This is a genomic window from Acetobacter thailandicus, from assembly GCF_011516655.1.
Lineage (GTDB): Bacteria > Pseudomonadota > Alphaproteobacteria > Acetobacterales > Acetobacteraceae > Acetobacter > Acetobacter thailandicus.
The window spans coordinates 390473-408240 of sequence record NZ_WOSV01000002.1; the positions used below are offsets into that span (position 1 = coordinate 390473).

The 17768-nt window shown below is 52.0% G+C and carries 18 protein-coding genes; all 18 read right to left on the bottom strand.

Going from position 1 to position 17768, the window contains the following annotated elements:
- Positions 1 to 2 precede the first annotated feature (2 nt).
- Entirely contained in the window at positions 3 to 875 is an 873-nt protein-coding gene (lpxA, locus tag GOB58_RS04525; RefSeq protein WP_086553373.1) for an acyl-ACP--UDP-N-acetylglucosamine O-acyltransferase, read from the bottom strand.
- Between the two features lie 117 nt (positions 876 to 992).
- Positions 993 to 1460 (bottom strand): 3-hydroxyacyl-ACP dehydratase FabZ, encoded by a 468-nt coding sequence (gene fabZ / locus GOB58_RS04530; protein ID WP_086553374.1) that lies wholly within the window; start codon positions 1458 to 1460, stop codon positions 993 to 995.
- Between the two features lie 50 nt (positions 1461 to 1510).
- Positions 1511 to 2614 carry a UDP-3-O-(3-hydroxymyristoyl)glucosamine N-acyltransferase gene (gene lpxD / locus GOB58_RS04535; protein WP_173559466.1) on the bottom strand — a complete coding sequence of 368 codons (1104 nt, stop codon included), beginning with the start codon at positions 2612 to 2614 and terminating at the stop codon, positions 1511 to 1513.
- Between the two features lie 5 nt (positions 2615 to 2619).
- Complete coding sequence (locus GOB58_RS04540) at positions 2620 to 3483, bottom strand: OmpH family outer membrane protein (protein ID WP_173559467.1); 864 nt, start codon at positions 3481 to 3483, stop codon at positions 2620 to 2622.
- A gap of 4 nt (positions 3484 to 3487) precedes the next feature.
- On the bottom strand, positions 3488 to 5998 hold the full coding sequence (gene bamA / locus GOB58_RS04545; RefSeq protein ID WP_086553377.1) for an outer membrane protein assembly factor BamA: 2511 nt from the start codon (positions 5996 to 5998) through the stop codon (positions 3488 to 3490).
- Between the two features lie 87 nt (positions 5999 to 6085).
- A complete protein-coding gene (gene rseP, locus GOB58_RS04550) occupies positions 6086 to 7195 on the bottom strand; it encodes an RIP metalloprotease RseP (RefSeq protein ID WP_173559468.1) in 1110 nt (369 codons plus the stop codon).
- Between the two features lie 33 nt (positions 7196 to 7228).
- Entirely contained in the window at positions 7229 to 8386 is a 1158-nt protein-coding gene (dxr, locus tag GOB58_RS04555; RefSeq protein WP_086635870.1) for a 1-deoxy-D-xylulose-5-phosphate reductoisomerase, read from the bottom strand.
- A 51-nt stretch (positions 8387 to 8437) separates the two neighbouring features.
- Positions 8438 to 9268, bottom strand: coding sequence for a phosphatidate cytidylyltransferase (locus GOB58_RS04560; RefSeq protein WP_173559469.1), 831 nt, complete (start codon positions 9266 to 9268; stop codon positions 8438 to 8440).
- Positions 9265 to 10005, bottom strand: coding sequence for a polyprenyl diphosphate synthase (gene uppS, locus GOB58_RS04565; RefSeq protein ID WP_086553380.1), 741 nt, complete (start codon positions 10003 to 10005; stop codon positions 9265 to 9267). Before uppS ends, GOB58_RS04560 begins: the two co-directional genes overlap by 4 nt.
- 30 nt (positions 10006 to 10035) lie before the next feature.
- Positions 10036 to 10557, bottom strand: a complete 522-nt coding sequence (gene frr / locus GOB58_RS04570) for a ribosome recycling factor (RefSeq protein WP_212333936.1) — start codon at positions 10555 to 10557, stop codon at positions 10036 to 10038.
- A gap of 120 nt (positions 10558 to 10677) precedes the next feature.
- Positions 10678 to 11415 carry a UMP kinase gene (pyrH, locus tag GOB58_RS04575; RefSeq protein ID WP_086553382.1) on the bottom strand — a complete coding sequence of 246 codons (738 nt, stop codon included), beginning with the start codon at positions 11413 to 11415 and terminating at the stop codon, positions 10678 to 10680.
- Positions 11416 to 11519: 104 nt separating this feature from the next.
- Positions 11520 to 12419 (bottom strand): GTPase Era, encoded by a 900-nt coding sequence (era, locus tag GOB58_RS04580; protein ID WP_086553383.1) that lies wholly within the window; start codon positions 12417 to 12419, stop codon positions 11520 to 11522.
- Positions 12412 to 13158, bottom strand: coding sequence for a ribonuclease III (gene rnc / locus GOB58_RS04585; RefSeq protein WP_233127746.1), 747 nt, complete (start codon positions 13156 to 13158; stop codon positions 12412 to 12414). Before rnc ends, era begins: the two co-directional genes overlap by 8 nt.
- Complete coding sequence (lepB, locus tag GOB58_RS04590) at positions 13155 to 13964, bottom strand: signal peptidase I (RefSeq protein ID WP_407651721.1); 810 nt, start codon at positions 13962 to 13964, stop codon at positions 13155 to 13157. The genes rnc and lepB overlap by 4 nt, the downstream gene beginning before the upstream one ends.
- A gap of 19 nt (positions 13965 to 13983) precedes the next feature.
- Complete coding sequence (gene acpS / locus GOB58_RS04595; RefSeq protein ID WP_086553384.1) at positions 13984 to 14403, bottom strand: holo-ACP synthase; 420 nt, start codon at positions 14401 to 14403, stop codon at positions 13984 to 13986.
- A 25-nt stretch (positions 14404 to 14428) separates the two neighbouring features.
- Positions 14429 to 16672 carry a RelA/SpoT family protein gene (locus GOB58_RS04600; RefSeq protein WP_233127749.1) on the bottom strand — a complete coding sequence of 748 codons (2244 nt, stop codon included), beginning with the start codon at positions 16670 to 16672 and terminating at the stop codon, positions 14429 to 14431.
- Positions 16673 to 16765: 93 nt separating this feature from the next.
- Positions 16766 to 17137, bottom strand: coding sequence for a DNA-directed RNA polymerase subunit omega (gene rpoZ, locus GOB58_RS04605; protein ID WP_086553385.1), 372 nt, complete (start codon positions 17135 to 17137; stop codon positions 16766 to 16768).
- An 83-nt stretch (positions 17138 to 17220) separates the two neighbouring features.
- Positions 17221 to 17739 carry a 2-amino-4-hydroxy-6-hydroxymethyldihydropteridine diphosphokinase gene (gene folK, locus GOB58_RS04610; RefSeq protein ID WP_194299614.1) on the bottom strand — a complete coding sequence of 173 codons (519 nt, stop codon included), beginning with the start codon at positions 17737 to 17739 and terminating at the stop codon, positions 17221 to 17223.
- Positions 17740 to 17768 lie beyond the last annotated feature (29 nt).

Here is a 17768-nt window from a genome sequence, read left to right on the forward strand (position 1 = left end):
TGTCAGGCTCCCTCTGTTTCTGCTGCGCTGTAATCACCTCGTGCAACCCTTACAAGGCCACGCTTACTCGGGCTGTCAATAAAGGTCAGAACCTCCTGAATGCGTGGGTCAGAAGAGTAATCCCTGCGCACACGCTCAAGACGTTCAGCAAATGTCCCTTCCTCAGGCCCTTTAGGATAAAGAGTGAGGAATGCACGGCGCATCTGATGAATTTCAGGCTGACTGACACCATGACGGCGCAGCCATATCCAGTGCAGACCAACCAGCCTGGCCCGGTTTCCCAGCACACTGCCATAGGGGATAACGTCAGCTTCCACGCCTGCAACGCCACCAACCAGAGCAGCATGACCGATACGGACAAACTGATGAATGGCTGCGGAGCCCATAATGCGGGCATCATCCTCAACAACGACATGACCACCCATCACAACGTTATTGACGATAATCACACGATTCCCGACCTGGCAGTCATGAGCAACATGCGCGTTCGCCATAATCAGCACATCGTCCCCGACATGCGTCACGCCACAGCCGGTAGCTGTGCCACGGTGAATCGTTACGTGTTCACGCACAACAGTACGTGCACCAACCTCACAACGGGTTGGCTCATCATTATACTTCAGGTCCTGCGGTGCCATGCCTACCGTAGAGAACGGGTAGTAGCGTGACCCGACACCAAGACGTGTATGGCCATCAACCACAACGTGCGAAATCAGCTCAACGTCATCATCAATAACGACATTGGCTCCGACAGAACACCATGGTCCAACCTTAACTCCACGCCCGATGCGGGCGCCAGGAGCAATAATGGCAGTTGGATGGATTACTGCCCCACTGCCTTCTTCCACCTTATGCAATACCTCAGTTCCTTCCATAACTGCACTCTCGTCCTTCGGTGAAAAAGACAAAAACAAACAGACAAATCACGCTTTTTTATGGCAAACTACTTTTCACAGGCATTTACTTAAAAGCGTCCCTTACAGGCAGAACGCTCAGTCCATGATCATAGCGCTGAATGTTGCCTCAGCTACAATTTTTCCATCTACGGTTGCAGACCCAAAAAACTTCCACACACTACCGCGGCGGCGCTGCTTGGCAACGTGCAGGCGAATCTGATCTCCGGGACCAACAGGGCTACGGAATTTGGCACCTTCAACGGTCATAAAATAGACAAGCTTGCCCTCAAAACTATCACCAAGAGAAAGGACAACAAGTGTTGCTGCTGTCTGAGCCATAGCTTCAATAATCAGGACACCAGGCATCACCGGGCGCGCCGGGAAGTGCCCCTGAAAGAAAGGCTCATTAACAGTTACGCATTTAATACCTGTTGCTTCCTCACCAAGGACAATATCGACCATTTTATCGATAAGCAAAAAAGGATAGCGGTGAGGTATAGCCTGCTTAATACGATTAACGTCTATCTCTTTAATTATCTGCTCTTCCTGCTGCATTACTTCCATTATCTTAACACCCTGATTTTAATTTAATCTTATCTGATAGAATTATCCGGTTAGTCTTTTTTATCATCTTTATCGGCCGAACTCTCAGACGAACCCGGCTTCTTTTTAGCTATTCTTCGCAAAACAGCAACATTCTGAAAGAATTCTTTGAAAGGCATTGCAGGACTACCAATCACATCAGCCTTACTTTTTACGTCAGACATCACACCGCACTGCGCACCTACACGCGCTTTTTCACCTATGCGGATATGCCCGATAAGGCCTGCCTGAGCAGCAATTGTAACAAAATCTTCAAGAATAGTAGAGCCGGAAATACCGGCCTGGGCCACCACTATACAGCACCGGCCCATTTGCACATTATGGCCAATCTGCACCAGGTTATCGAGACGGGAGCCCGCGCCAATAACGGTGTTATTAACCGAACCACGGTCAATAGTCGTATTTGCACCGATTTCAACATCATTACCGAGCACAACCAGACCAAGCTGCGGCACAGTTTCAAAGCCCTGAGGCCCCACAGCGAAACCAAACCCATCCTGACCAATGCGTGCGCCTGGCAGAATAATAACTCTGTCACCCACAACGGCATGCGATAATGTAACGTGACTGCCAATCCGGCACTCTTCACCCAGAGTCACACTCTGTTCAATGACAGTATGAGCACCAATAACAGAACCAGCCCCGATTTTTACGTTTTCGCCAATCATGGCGAAGGGACCGACTTCGCAGGTGGGATGAATGTCAGCTGTTGACGCAACACAGGCTGAGGGGTGAACCCCCGCTCTGGCCGGATGCCTTGGATGAAACATGCGGGCAACACGCGACCAGGCCAGATATGGCTCTGACGTAATCAGCGCAGCACAATGTGGCGGAACTTTATCAGCAAAAGCAGGCGCAACGATGACCAGCCCGGCTGAGGTGTTTTCAAGTAACGTCGCATAACGCCGGTTATCAAGAAAACTGATTTCATCAGAACCGGCATTTTGCAACGGCGCTATGCCTTTGAACCCTTCGGCTGGCAGAGCACGTCCGTCAGCCGGAGGAACAAAAGTAGCCTGAGCAGCCTGAGCGACTGCCTGCGCATCAAAAGGGCCTGACCGAAGGAAAAAACGTGGATTAGCCGGCCCCGCAGCTAAAGAATTTTCGGCATTCATAAGAATTAATGAGTCTTTGCCGCAGAAGGGTTAAACGCAGGTGCAGGACCCGCTGCTGGTGCCTGTGCATCACTATTAGCCGTTGTTGGCATCTTCCCTGACTTAGCAAGCACTTCCGGGTCGACGTCAGCAGCAGGAATGAAAACAGTTGACATAATAGTATTCAGCTGTTTAGCCACCTCATTGGTAATATCCTGACCATCTACATGCAGAGCTACCTGCTCATTATGAAGAATGAGGTTCATACCACGCGATGTTGCTACTTTCTGAATAACCTGAACCAGCTCGCGCTCTATCTGCCCGAGGGAAACCTGAGCGGCCTCCTGAATGATGCGGTTACGATTACGGAAAGCCTGCTGAGCTTTCATAACGCGTGTTTGCAGGCTGCGCTCGCGAGACTGGATCTGATCAGAGGTCAGTGACTTTGCCTGTGCCTGAAGCTTCTGCTGCTCATCACGCCAGCCAGCCTGCTCTTTCTGAACATCACGGGCCAGGGCATCACGACGCGCACCCAGAATATGCTCTACCTGTGCTGCGGCCATTGACTGCTGCATAACGCCAGGAACACTGATCACGCCGATAACGGCCTGAGGAGGAGCGACACCTTTTGGCAGGTCAGGCGCGTTTGGAATAGTTGGGAGAGGCAGAACGGGAGGGGTCTGCGATTCCTCACCACCACTCTCTTCAGGAGCATCAGGCTGAGGAGCTTCGTGAACCTGACGAGGTGCCGGAGCAGGCTTTGGCTGTGCACTCTTTGGCACAAACCATCCGCCACCTGAACTCTGTGCCTGCGCATCTGATAGAAAAGCAGCTGAACATGACAGAAAAACGGCTCCCAAAAGGGCTTTTCTGCTAAAATAAACCATCATTACCTCAGAATTGCTGACCAAAACCAAAACGAATAAGCTGCGTACGGTCGTTATGACTGCGCATGATAGGAACACCAAGGTCGATATTAAGCAGACCGAAGGGGCTCTTCCACGAGAAACCGGCACCCGCACTGACACGTGGCAATGGCCTGTCACCCGAAATACCCTGATACGGGTCACTCCAGGGATGCGACAAGTTACGTTTTACACGCAGGCCCCAGAGACTACCTGTATCAACGAAGGTACGCCCCATCACGCCCATTGCAGACAGAAACGGCATCGGGAAATTAAGCTGGGCTGAAGCGTTGTAAATATAACGCCCGCCCAGGAGATCCTCACCCGGATAAGCGCCATAACCTTTGCTTCGCGGACCGGCACCACCATCAAGGAAGCCGCGAAGGTTCTGACCACCCAGATAGAAGTTATCAATGATATCATGGCGCCCGTTACCCCAGTCACCCATGTAACCGGCACCGGCACGCAGGACAATAGTCCAGTCATGGCTGTTCGTCAGGTCATCAAGCGGAATATAATATGAGGCATTAACTTTAACACGCCCATATTTTTCATCCCCGCCCAGACCAGCAAAATCTCCGCCAAGTGATACCATATAACCATTATGCGGGTTCATACGGTTATCACGCCGGTCATAAACCAGGTTCGTACCGATCTGAGACAGAAGAGAGTTACCCTTCTGGTCGATCACGTACAGGGAGGGCTGATACCAGCCACCGCCGGCAAGACCCACATGACGGCGTGTCAGCGTATAATTCCATGACTGCGAGAGGTAGCGATTATACGCATACCCCATACGCAGGGTAATACCGACACGACTTTCAGAGTAGTTCTGGTACGTCTGATACTTGTTCTGAATACCGAAAATATCGACACCAGCAACAAGGTTACGACCAAGAAAAGCCGGGTTTGTAACAGAAAGGTCAACCTGCCTCTGCCACTGCGACATTGTACCGGAGAGACCGGCATCAACGCCTGTACCAAGCAGGTTGTGCTGTTTAAGACCAATATTACCAATCACACCGACGTCAGTTGAATAACCGCCACCAAGAGAAAATTCACCTGTTGGCTTTTCAACGACATTAACTGCGACGTTGGTTTTATCCTGTGCCGAACCCGGCGTATCCTGAACGTCTACACTTTTAAAGAAGCCAAGATCCTGGACCGATTCTTTAGCATATTTTTTGTAGCTCGGTGTATAGGGGTCACCCTCAGCAAACGGCATCTGACGACGAATAACGCTGTCTTCGGTAATGGTGTTACCGTTAATGTCGAGACGCTCAATATAACGACGCGGCCCCTCACTCACATCAAACAACAGGTTCACAACACCCTTTTCAGGGTTACGTGCGATAACCGGCCTGACCATAGCAAAGGGGTGACCTTCAGCCTGGAGAGTTTCCTCCATATCTGTGGCGTTATCCTGCACAGCCTTACCATCGTACCACTGATGAGCAAACAGCTCGACATATTTTCGCAGGGACTTTGCCGGCACATGGCGCAGGCTTGAGCGAATATCGACTTTACCCAGACGGTAACGCTGCCCCTCATCCATGGTATAGGTTACATAAAATGACTTACGGTCAGGAGAAAGCTCGCCTGACACGTCTTTCATCTGAAAATCAACATAGCCATTGCTGAGATAAAAACGCCGCAGAAGCTCGGCATCGTATTTCAGACGCTCAGGATTATATTCATCTGCTGAAGACATAAACCTGAACCAGGCTGTCTCTTTTGAGGAAACAATACCGGCCAGACGGAGGTCGCCATATGCCTTATTACCAACAAATGCAATTTTGCGAATAAGGGTCTGCGGTCCTTCCGTTATATGGAAAACCACATCCACGCGGTTATGTGACAGCCTGACAATCTGTGGCGTGACGACGGCAGCGTAACGCGCCTTCTCCGCATACACATCGAGAATTTTCTGACGGTCATCAGCTGCAGTTTCTGCCGAGAAAACAGCACGCGGACGCAGAGCGATAACCTTTCGCAGGTCTTCCTCTTTGGCTGCACTATTACCTTCAAACACAATGCGGTTGACGATCGGATTCTCAACCAGGTTAACCTTCAGAACATTGCCCTCACGACGAAGGCGGACATCCTTAAACAGACCTGTCGCAAACAGTGTTTTAAGCGAACGGTCAAGGTCATCCTGAGAGAAGTAATCCCCGGACTGAACAACCATGTAAGAAAGGACTGTGTTGGTTTCGATGCGCGAATTACCGGTAATATCGATATGTTCGATAACATCGTGCGATCCGGGAGAAACCCCCGAAACACTACCACTGACGTATCCTGGCGAAGATGACACCTTACGCTGACCTGCAGAAACAGCCGAAGACTGCCGCGCAGAGCTGGCAGGAGCGTCTGCAGCCATGGCGTATCTCTGCACCAGCAGAAAAGGCACCATACATACAGAGACAAAGAGAGCTGAACGCTTACCCGTCAAAATCTGCTTTCCTCCACAGTCGGGGTCGTTGCACAGCCAGGAACCCATCTTTCATTAATATTGCTCTGCCCTCTGTATGGAGTATCCGATATCACTATCATGACGCAAGTGTTTCCATTTGCGCGATAACAAACTTCAACTCACAAACGATGTTATCCACTTAAACAATCCAAAGCTGGAAAGGTCATTAAACGTCGAAAAAAGAAAAAGAGCAGCAACAGCGGCCAGACCAAACTGAAAACAAACTTCCTGCACTTTAACCGGCACAGGGCGTCCTCTGACCGCCTCAACAATGTAAAATATTAGTTTACCACCATCAAGCACCGGTATCGGGAAGAGATTGATAAGCCCGAGATTAACAGAAAGCAAAGCCATAAACGGTAGTAAACTGGCAAATCCATACTGCGCAACCTGCCCTGAAAGCTGGGCAATTTTAAGCGGCCCGCCAAGCTCTCTGGCACTATGCTGCCCGGTAAGAATCATCCACAGTCCGCGAACTGTCTCCTTCGTCATAGACCACGTCTCTTTTATGCCAGCAATTACAGCCTGAGGCAACGCAAGCGGCGGGGTCTTTTCGACCATAAAGCCAACGCCCAGAAGACCATGAGCGGAACCACCTGATTTTGCCGTGCCTGAACCAATTGTAACCGGCACTTCGAGTTTATTACCGTCACGTGTAACGCTCAGAGTCGTTTTAAGACCAGGAGATACTGAAACCTCCTCCTGAATAGCCGCAACGCTGTCAAGCGAATGACCACCAATGCCAGTAATCACGTCACCTTTTTCAAGGCCTGCATCTGCTGCGGCACTATGAGGCAGTATTGTCGATACATGATTAGTGATTCTGGGCATGCCTGTAACGCTGTACAAACACGCAAGCAGGACAATAGAAAGCAAAAAGTTAAAGAGTGGCCCCGCCACAATGACTGCTGCACGCGACCATACTGATTTTTCATGAAATGTTTTACCAGGAATCCAGGCAGCCCTCTCTTCGGGGGTGGCGGTCTCAGGGTTCATCATTCCATGAGGCAGCACGTAACCGCCGAAAGGCAGGCAGCATATACGCCACTCTGTACCGCTGCGATCAGCCCAGCGCACCAGAGCGGGCCCAAAACCTATAGAGAAAATCTCTACATGAATGCCACGCCAGCGTGCTGCCAGATAATGCCCGAACTCATGAATGGTGACCAGAACACCGAGTACAAAGACGAAGGCGATAATCGCCCGAAGAGAGTCATGTATCATAATAAAATCAATATCACTCCTGCTAACCCGGGTTCAGGCAGCCAGCGTTGATGTCAAATTCCGGGCCTCATGACGTGCCTGAGCGTCCCAGTGCAGAACGGCATCAAGTGTATCTGCCGGCGGAGCACCAAGCTTCTCCATCACCTTCTCCACAAGACGCGCAATATCAAGAAAACCAATTGTCTTATTTAAAAATGCATCAACTGCAATTTCATTCGCAGCTGAAAGAATAGCAGGTGCAGCACCACCTGAGCGTAACGCCTGACGCGCCAGACGCAAAGCAGGAAAACGCTGCTCATCAGGGGCACTGAACTCAAGTGTTGCATAAGCAGCCAGGTCGAGCCTTGACGATGTGGTTGCCATCCGTTCAGGCCAGGCCAGAGTATGCGCTATAGGAATGCGCATATCGGCTGATCCCATCTGCGCAATCAGGCTGCCATCGGTATATTGTACCATACCATGCACAACAGACTGCGGATGCACCAGAACATCAATCTGACTTTCGGGCAGGTTAAAAATTCTTGCAGCCTCAATCACCTCAAGGCCTTTATTAAACATTGTAGCCGAATCGATGCTGATCTTAGCACCCATGCTCCAGGTCGGGTGCTTCAGAGCCTGCCCGGGTGTTGCGGCTTCCATCTCAGCAAGAGAAGACTTGCGAAATGGCCCCCCTGAAGCGGTGAGAATAATTTTCTCAACCTGAGATACCTGCCGGTCGGCCATAGACTGATAAACAGCATTATGCTCAGAATCGACAGGCAGCAGCGTTGCTCCGGCCTCAGCAACTGCGCGAAGCATCACATCACCCGCACAGACCAGAGCCTCTTTGTTAGCCAGCGCGACTGAGCGGCCATTTTTAACCGCAGCCAGAACCGGCTCAAGGCCCGCAGCCCCTGTAATGGCAGCCATTGTCCAGTCAGCGGGCAGAGCTGCCGCATCAATCACCGCCTGCCGCCCGCAGGCAATTTTTACAGACGAGCCAGAGAGCAGACTGCGCAGCTCATCAAACGCTGCTTCATCAGCGACAACGGCCAGTTCTGCATTGAGACTGAGCGCCTGTTCTGCCAGCTTTTTAGCATTCCTGCCGCCAACAAGAGCACGAACGCGATAACGGTCACGCGCCTGCTCAAGCAGATCAACAGTTGAACACCCAATGCTGCCGGTGCTTCCCAGAACAGTTACAGTTCTCATTTTTATCTATCTCTTATAGCTGAAGAAAACGGCTCTATGCTAACGACTGGCCTACATGTGGAGTATAGTTGTCAGAGCGGTTAATACAGCATGCAAATCCGCTGTCCAGAACGGACGAGGCAAAGTCACACACAAAGAAAACAGGGCCGCAGCCGGTGCCGCGAAAATAAGACCGTCAAACCTGTCGAGCAGCCCGCCATGACCAGGCAGAATACTGCCCGAATCTTTTACCCCGATTTTGCGCTTCACACCACTTTCCGCCAAATCTCCGATCTGCCCTACAACAGCAAGAACACCAGCACAAAATAAAGCTGAGCCCGTAGCAGGGTAATCAGAGGCAGAAGCGATCAGGAACCCTGTCAGTAAAGCTGCCAGCAAGCCGCCAGCAGAGCCCGACCAGGTTTTACCAGGAGAAATGCGCGGGGCCAGTTTAGGGCCGCCAAGCATACGTCCGGTCAGATAGGCACAGCTGTCACTGGCGACCACGACACCGATAACAAACAGCACAGGCAAAGCCCCGCCAAGACGCAGCCACAACAAGGCATTACAGGCCACAACAATCACGCACATAATGGCGCACAGAGGCAGACCAAAAATAAGAGAAGAAAGACAAAAAAGCGGGAAGGCGTTCCAGTGGCCAGTCACGGCAGCAATCCAGGCGCAGGCGGCCCACAACACATAAAGCCCGCCACGCCACGACCGGGGCGAAACCTTGAAAAGCGTTGCAGCCTCAGCCGCCATCCCTGCGGTCATGGCAGCAACCATGATCTTATAGGGCCAGTCACCGGCCCATATACAAAAAGCACCAACAGCTCCAAGCATAATGCCTGAGAGTGTACGAACTTTTAAGTCACGCCAGGCGTTACTTTTTTCAGCACTCATGCTGACGGCCTGACACCAAAGCGGCGCTCACGGCGGGCATAATGATCTAACACAGCAGCAAAGTGCCTTTCATTAAAGTCTGGCCAGAACACGTCCAGAAACACCAGCTCTGCATATGCACTCTGCCACAGTAAAAAATTTGAAAGGCGATACTCCCCGCTTGTCCTTACGACAACATCAGGATCGGGGACGCCTGACGTCCACAAATGTTGTGAAAACTCTAATTCTGTAATCTGCTCCGCTGCCATTTCACCACGCTGAACGGACAGTGCCAGACGCTGAGCCGCCTGAACGATATCCCCCCGCCCACCGTAAGACAGAGCAAGCAAAAGGGTAATGCGCGTATTTTTACTGGTTAATTTCTCAGCACGATCCAGCTCGACCCTCAGGTCAGAATCAAAACGCGATAAATCACCAATGAAACGTATTCTGACCCCTTCCTGATGCAGGCCTGCAATTTTATGCCGCAGGTAATAACGCATCAGGCTGGTAAGGTCAGAAACCTCCTGCGGTTCGCGCGACCAGTTTTCGGAAGAAAACGCATATAATGTCAGATAATCCACACCGCGGGCCACAGCAGCACGCAGGCAACGGGTTACTGCCTCTGCCCCGGCTTTATGCCCGGCCAGACGTGGCAGACCCCGCTCTGCAGCCCACCGGCCGTTTCCATCCATGATGACCGCAACATGCGTCGGAACAGAGACTTTTTCTTTTTCACGTGTTTTTTCGGCTGACATCACGGCTTTTAATCTGATCGCGCTTGCACATTAAACCTGTTTGATCTCACGATCCTTATCAGCCAGCATGTCATCAACTTTTTTAACATACTGATCCGTCAGTTTCTGGATCGCATCAGACCAGACCTTAACATCGTCCTGGCTGATATCGCCTTTTTTCTCACTGGCTTTCGATTTATCCATGCCATCGCGGCGTACACCACGCACTGCGATCTTGGCACCTTCAGCATAACGAGCTGCTGCACGAGCCAGCTCATGACGACGCTCTTCCGTCAGCTGGGGAATGGGCACACGCACAATCTGACCATCAGCGGCAGGGTTAAGCCCCAGACCAGAATCACGAATTGCGCGCTCCACAGCAGCAACGGCACCGCGATCCCACACCTGTACAGTCAGCATACGTGCTTCTGGCACTGCAATCGACCCAACCTGTGTCAGCGGCACTTCGCTGCCATAAACCTCAACTCTTACAGGCTCAAGAAGAGCCGGGCTGGCACGACCGGAGCGCAGGCCGGCAAAATCACGTCGCAGGCTCTCCAGCGCGCCGTCCATCCGGCGGGTCAGGTCTTCGGTCAGAGCATTCAGTTCAGACACGGTTTTCTCCTCCGTTTAGCAGGCAGCCGAAGCTGCCTTTATTATATCAGGTCGCACCTCAGAACAGGCAGCAGCCTGTCAGGATGCCTCAATAATCTTTGTAAAGGGGCCTTCGCCACGCATAACACGAGCGAAAGACCCGGCCTCACCAATATTAAAAACAATAATAGGCAGCTTATTCTCACGTGACAGGCTGATTGCAGCCGCGTCCATCACGTTGAGATCATGCGCAAGCACATCCATATAGCTCAGCTGATCATAGCGCTTTGCTGACGGATCTTTTTTCGGATCTGCAGAATAAACGCCATCAACCTGCGTACCTTTAAGCAGCACATCGCACTCCATCTCGGCAGCACGCAGCGCAGCGGCTGTATCTGTCGTGAAGAAGGGGTTGCCTGTGCCGGCTGCAAAAATAACAACGCGCCCTTTTTCCATATGCCTTACGGCACGGCGACGGATGTAGGGTTCTGCGATAGAAGACATATCAATAGCTGACATCACGCGGGTTGGCAGCTCTTCACGCTCAAGCGCATTCTGCAAAAGCAATGCGTTAATAACTGTTGCCAGCATGCCCGCGTAGTCACCCTGGGCGCGGTCCATCCCTTTTGCAGCAGCAGCAACACCACGAAAAATATTGCCACCACCAACAACCAGACACACCTCAACACCGCTGTGCACAACGGCGGCAACATCTGAAGCAATACGCTCTACAGTTTTCTGATCAACCCCAAAGGCACCGCCGCCCATCAGGGCCTCACCCGAAACTTTGAGCAGGACACGTTTACGATCTGGCTTTTCGCCTGTTAACATTGTCATTTGCCCTCGACCATTCCTGAGAAATTCCGGCCCGGCGCATAACCGGGCCTGTGTGGCTCTTTCTTATCCTTCATGAGCGTATGCCACAAGCGGTCATAGGTTCTTTATGGCACGTCATCCAGGCCAATAGCACGCAAACGCGCGCGCTCTTCATCCCAGCCTGAACGCTCTTTCACATTCAGGAAGAGATGGCAGGGGCGTTCAAGAAGTTCAGAAAGCTGCCGGCGGGCACGTTCGCCGATCTGACGAATTTTCTGGCCACGCTCACCAATCAGAATCGCTTTATGCCCGGTACGTGACACATAAATAACGGCATCAATACGTACTGAACCATCAGGGCGCTCTTTGTAGCTTTCGGTTTCAACTGTGGCACCATAAGGCACTTCTTCATGCGTTTGCAGAAAAACCTGTTCGCGCACAATTTCAGCAGCAAGAAGACGATCGGGCAAATCTGTCAGATCATCTTCAGGGTAAAGATAAGGCCCCTCAGGCAGGGTCTCTGCCAGGCGGTCGAGCAGATCATCAACCCCCTGCCCTGAACGGGCACTGACCATAAACACATGCTCAACCGGCAGTTTTTCTGTCACTGCTGCTGTCAGAGGCAACAAAGCCTGGCGCTGCACCAGGTCCGTTTTATTCAAAACCAGCCAGACTTTACGTTTTGTCTCTGCGAGACGTGCAATAATTTCCTGCACAGCCTCTGTCAGGCCAGATTTTGCATCAATCAGCAACATGGTGATGTCAGCATCTTCCGCACCGGTCCAGGCAGCGGCAACCATAGCCCGGTCAAGCTTACGACGCGGACGAAAAATTCCGGGAGTATCAACCAGAAGAATCTGCGTTTTTTCACGCATAAGAATGCCCAGAACCCTGAAGCGGGTTGTCTGAGCTTTCGGGCTGACAATAGACAGTTTTACCCCCGCCATACAGTTAAGCAGGGTCGATTTTCCGGCGTTTGGTGCACCAACCAGAGCAGCAAAACCACAACGTGTTACATCAGCCATTTTTTTTACCTTCCAGCTGCTCAAGCAGGCTTGCTGCGGCTGCGCTCTCCGCCGCCCGCTTGCTGCCTGCCCGACCTGACCCGCTCTGGCCACCAGCTTCAACTTCAACAACAAAAGAAGGAGCGTGTGACGGCCCTTCTGCAACAACAACCTTATAAACAGGCAAAGCCTGACCTCTGGCCAGAACCCATTCCTGCAAAGCTGTTTTGGGGTCTTTGGGCGGACGGGCCTGCGCTTCCAGCAGGGAAGACCAGCCTTTGCGCACAATTTTACGCGCAGGAGACAAGCCGCCATCAAGGAAAACAGCACCCAGAACAGCTTCCATGGCATCAGCCAGAACGCTGGCTGTTGCCTGAACACCAGCACGCGCCTCGTGCGCGGCAACACTCAGACTGTCTGTCAGCTCAAAAGCACCAGCGACCTCAACCAGCATAGTACGTGACACCAGATGAGCAAGACGTGCCCCCAAAGCTCCTTCCTGCTCGCCGGGGTACCGCTCCAGAAGCCACTCAGCCATCAGCAGCCCCAGAACACGGTCGCCTATAAACTCAAGGCGCTCATTGGAGCCGACGCCTTTAAGTTTCTGACCACGCCTGCGGCCACCGGCGTTCTGATACGCTGCAGAACGATGGGTGAGAGCCTCAAAAAGCAGCTCCGGTTTTTTAAAAATATACCCAAGACGCTGTTGTAAAGCGTCAATGGGGGGCTGCGGCACAAGGCCGCCAGCAACAGATGTCACGTCAAACTCCGAAATAAATGTGCCCAGCGAATTTCCGCCGGCCAGTGCCAGAACTGCCAGGCCGGGGCGATGCTATCAAACGAGAAGAAGATGAATTTAGCCTGACCAACGAGATTTTGCATTGGCACAAAACCGAGATCATGCGGGTCATCACCCATAAAGCGGCTGTCGGCACTGTTATCGCGGTTATCACCCATCATGAACAGATGCCCTGGCGGCACAACATATTCAGGCGTATTGTTCTGCGCTCCCTGATCCGTCAGCTTCAGCACAGAATGCTTTACGGCAGGACGACCATCACTGCCGGGCAGAATCTCTTCACAGACCTGGCCATTTTCCGGCTCATGCGTTTCATCCACAGCAACATAAGGGTGCGGATCAATACAGGGCACAAGCTGGTCATTAAGGTAAAGCTGCCCCCCGGTCACGCGGATCCGGTCGCCGGGGAGGCCAATAACGCGCTTGATATAATCGATTGACGTATCTTTAGTGAAACGAAAAACCGCCACATCTCCCCGATGCGGCACTGCGCCCCATATACGACCATTAAATAAATCGAAGTTCATCGGAAAAGAATAACGTGAGTAGCCGTAACTATATTTACTCACAAAAATATAATCACCAACCTGAAGAGTCGGGATCATTGAACCGGACGGAATGAAAAACGACTGAAACACAAAAGTACGCAGCACAAGCACGACAATAAAGGCCGTACCAAGCGTGCGCACATACTCCATGACAACCTGAGCCGTTGTTTTTGTCTCACCTTCTTTGTTTTCGGAAGGCTGATGTTCCGGCATATTCATGATCTGACGCTTTCCTGTCTTAATGCTCTTTTGTTATCGGGCGCGACGAAATAATCACCTCAGCAAAAGCATAGGGCGGCTCGTCTGTCATACTCAGCAGAATATGTGGCTCATGTCCTTCAGGGATTAACGTCATCAGACGTTTGCGGGCGGCACCATAAAGTTTGAGCGTTGGCTGACCTGATGGCAGATTATCAACAGCGATAAGGCTATGTGCCACACCCATAGCAAACCCGGTACCAAGAGCCTTGGAACAGGCCTCTTTCGCTGCCCAGCGCTTGGCATAGGCGCCGATACGCGCATGACCGGAACGCCCTTCAGCACGCTCCCGCTCTGCCGTCGTAAACACCCGATCGAGAAAACGCTGACCAAAGCGGTCAATCACCCCCTCAATGCGGCGCATGTCGCATAAATCGACCCCGGCGGCAATAATCGTCATGGTCCACCTTCTTTCACAGGCATGATTATGAGCGTGCCCTGTCAGCCTGTGTCACACCTGAAGCAGCACGCAACCCGCCAATAACCGAAGAAAGATGTCTCAGATCACGAACCTCGACATCAACCAGAATTTCCATAAAATCAAGCTGACGGTTCACGATCTTCAGATTGACGATAGAAGCATCATATTTAGAAACTGTGTTCGTAACTGTTGCCAAAACCGAAGAGACATTTTCAGCAATAAGACTGATACGCCCGACCCGCATGGTGCTGGCACCACCCCGGTCCATGGCGTCATAATCCCAGTCAACATCAAGAAAACGCTCAGGGGTTGCCGCAAAGTTTTCCAGCGTCTGACATACTTTGGTATGCACGGTCACACCACGCCCGGTTGCCACGACGCCCACAATCCGATCACCCGGGAGAGGATGGCAACAGGCGGCAAAATGTACTGCTATCCCCGCACCCAGACCGACGAGAGGAATATTACCATCAGCGCGCTTCTTCTGGTTACCGCTGGTTCCCGCCATAAGGCGTGGCCCTGCTGTCCCCAAAACACCAGGTAGCCCGGGCACCATACGCGGAGCACGTACTGCACGCCTTAACTCAGGATAGGTGGCATAAACAACATCACGCGCACCAATACTATTGTTGCCAACGGCAACATAAAGGTCATGCAGGCTGTTTTGTTTAAGAGTTTTAAGAACCGGCTCAAGAATTTTCTCTGAACCGTCAACACCTTCCTGCCTGAAAGCCTTAGCCAGAGCAGAACGCCCGGCATCAAGATATGTCTGCCTTTGCTGTGCTGCCACATAACGACGAATGCGCGCACGCGCTTTGCCAGTAACAACAAACCGCTCCCACGAGGGGGATGGTGCCCCCCCGCGCGCGGTCATAATTTCAACCTGATCGCCATTTTGCAGCTCATAGCGCAGTGGCATCAGGCGGCCATTCACCCTGGCCCCGACACAACTATCGCCAATCTGGCTGTGTACAGCATAGGCGAAGTCAACCGGCGTTGCGCCCCGCGGCAGAGAGATCAGCTGACCTTTGGGTGAGAAACAAAAAACCTGGTCCTGGTACAGCTCAAGCTTGGTGTTTTCCAGGAACTCATCAGGAGCTGAAGAGGCTTCAAGAATTTCAAGAAGATCCTGCACCCAGCGCGGCCGCCTGAAACCAGGAGAGCCTTCTGTATTTTCACCACTACCGTCTTTATAAGCCCAGTGCGCTGCCACACCGTTTTCAGCAATGTCATGCATTGCAGCGGTACGAATCTGCACTTCGATTTTCTGGTTGCGCGGCGAGCGCAGCGTCACACCTGTATGGATACTCTGATATCCGTTGACCTTAGGTGTGGAGATATAATCTTTAAAACGCCCGGCAATGACCGAATATGCAGCGTGCACTGCCCCCAGCGCCATATAACAGTCTTCACGCGTGTCAACGATCACGCGGAATGCCATGATGTCGGAAAGCTGCTCAAACGCCACATTACGGCGCTGCATCTTATCCCATATCGAGTAAGGCGATTTTTCACGTCCCGCGACATGAACATTCTTCAGGCCAGCATCGTGGCACAGGCGCAAAAGTTCACGCCTGACATCCTCAATGACATCAGCCCCCTGCCCGCGCAGATAATTCAGGCGGGCTCTCAGTGTTGCATCGACCTCAGGCTCAATCTGCGCGAAAGACAGATTCTGAAGCTCGGTTTTAACCCGGTCCATACCGATACGCTCAGCAAGTGGCGCATAAATATCAAGGGTTTCACGGGCAATACGCTGCCTGCGATCAACGCGCTCCACAAAATGCAGCGTACGCATATTGTGCAGGCGATCGGCCAGCTTCACCAGAAGGACACGAATATCCTTCGACATAGCCAGCACAAGTTTACGGAAGTTTTCAGCCTGCTTGGTACGGTCCGACTGCAGCTCAAGCCGTGTCAGCTTGGTTACACCGTCAACCAGCTCAGAAACTGTATCACCAAACTCTGCCCGGAGCTGTTCCTGCGTGACACCGGTATCTTCAACCGTATCATGCAGCAAAGCTGTTATTACTGAGGACACGTCAAGCCGGAAACCGGCGAGAATCATCGCAACAGCGAGAGGGTGGGTTATATAAGGGTCACCATTATCACGAAGCTGACCCTCATGCGCTTTCTGCGCAACATCGAAGGCCCGCCTGATGGACTCAAGGTCGGCATCAGGTGCATAACCCCGAACGACAGAAAGCAGTTTATCGCAGGTGACAGGCTTTGCGTCTTTTACCGACACATTCGTGCCGTGAGCGGCTGGCGGAGCTTCAGCTATAACTCCACCGCCCCCGACATTCTGATTGCCACTGCCGGCCTGCGTCACTCAGTTCTCTTACCGGCGCCCGCGCCCGCTCAGAGCTGCCTCAACAGCACTGGCGTCGTCATGCGCCTCTTCCTCAGGAGAAATCTCCTGAAGGCCGAAAATATTCTGCTCAGTGGGAACAAGATCCTGCACTTCTTCATCAACAGGCTCAGGCTCAGGCTCACGCGTCTGAGAACGGATCAGGTCGTTACGCAGCTGTGGCAGCGGCACAGCATCCTGAGCGATTTCACGCAAAGCAACTACCGGGTTCTTATCATTGTCACGATCAACAATAAGCTCTTCACCGCGGGAGATATTGCGGGCACGCTGTGCTGCGTACAACACCAGCTCAAAACGATTTGGAACTTTTTCTACGCAGTCTTCAACAGTCACGCGGGCCATTGTGAAGAGCCTCCTGACACTAGCACTTTAAAAAACAGAGGAACCTTCTTAGCGCATTATGCAAGCCTAAGAAAAGACCCCTTTCAGACAATTCTTCTGATTTCCTGCTCAGAAACCTGCTGAACCAGCTTTTTTATCCCGACACCACTCACGGGGTGCACCCAGTCAGGCGCAACATCACAAAGGGGCATCATAACAAAAGCACGCTCATGCGCTCTGGGATGCGGTAAAATAAGCACCGGATCATCCTGACACAGATCACCATAAGCAATGATATCGAGATCGAGCGTGCGCGCCGCATTAGCAACGGAACGCTGACGACCAAAATCCTGCTCCACTCCCTGCAAAACATGCAGCAGCTCATAAGAACCCAGAGTTGTCAGCAGACGGATAACACCATTGACATAAGGGGGCTGCCCTGATGGCGGAACAGGCGCACTTTCATACCATGATGAAACCTGAATATCCTCAACACCGGCAACCTGTTTCAGAACCCCTGCCGCCTCCTGGCACGCAGATAACGGACTCCCCTGAGCTGAAGGCAGATTAGCACCCACCGCAACCAAAGCTGTTACAAGCTTTTTTTCAGGTTTTATTTTCAACTATATTCCCCTGCAGCAGGTTGTCAGAT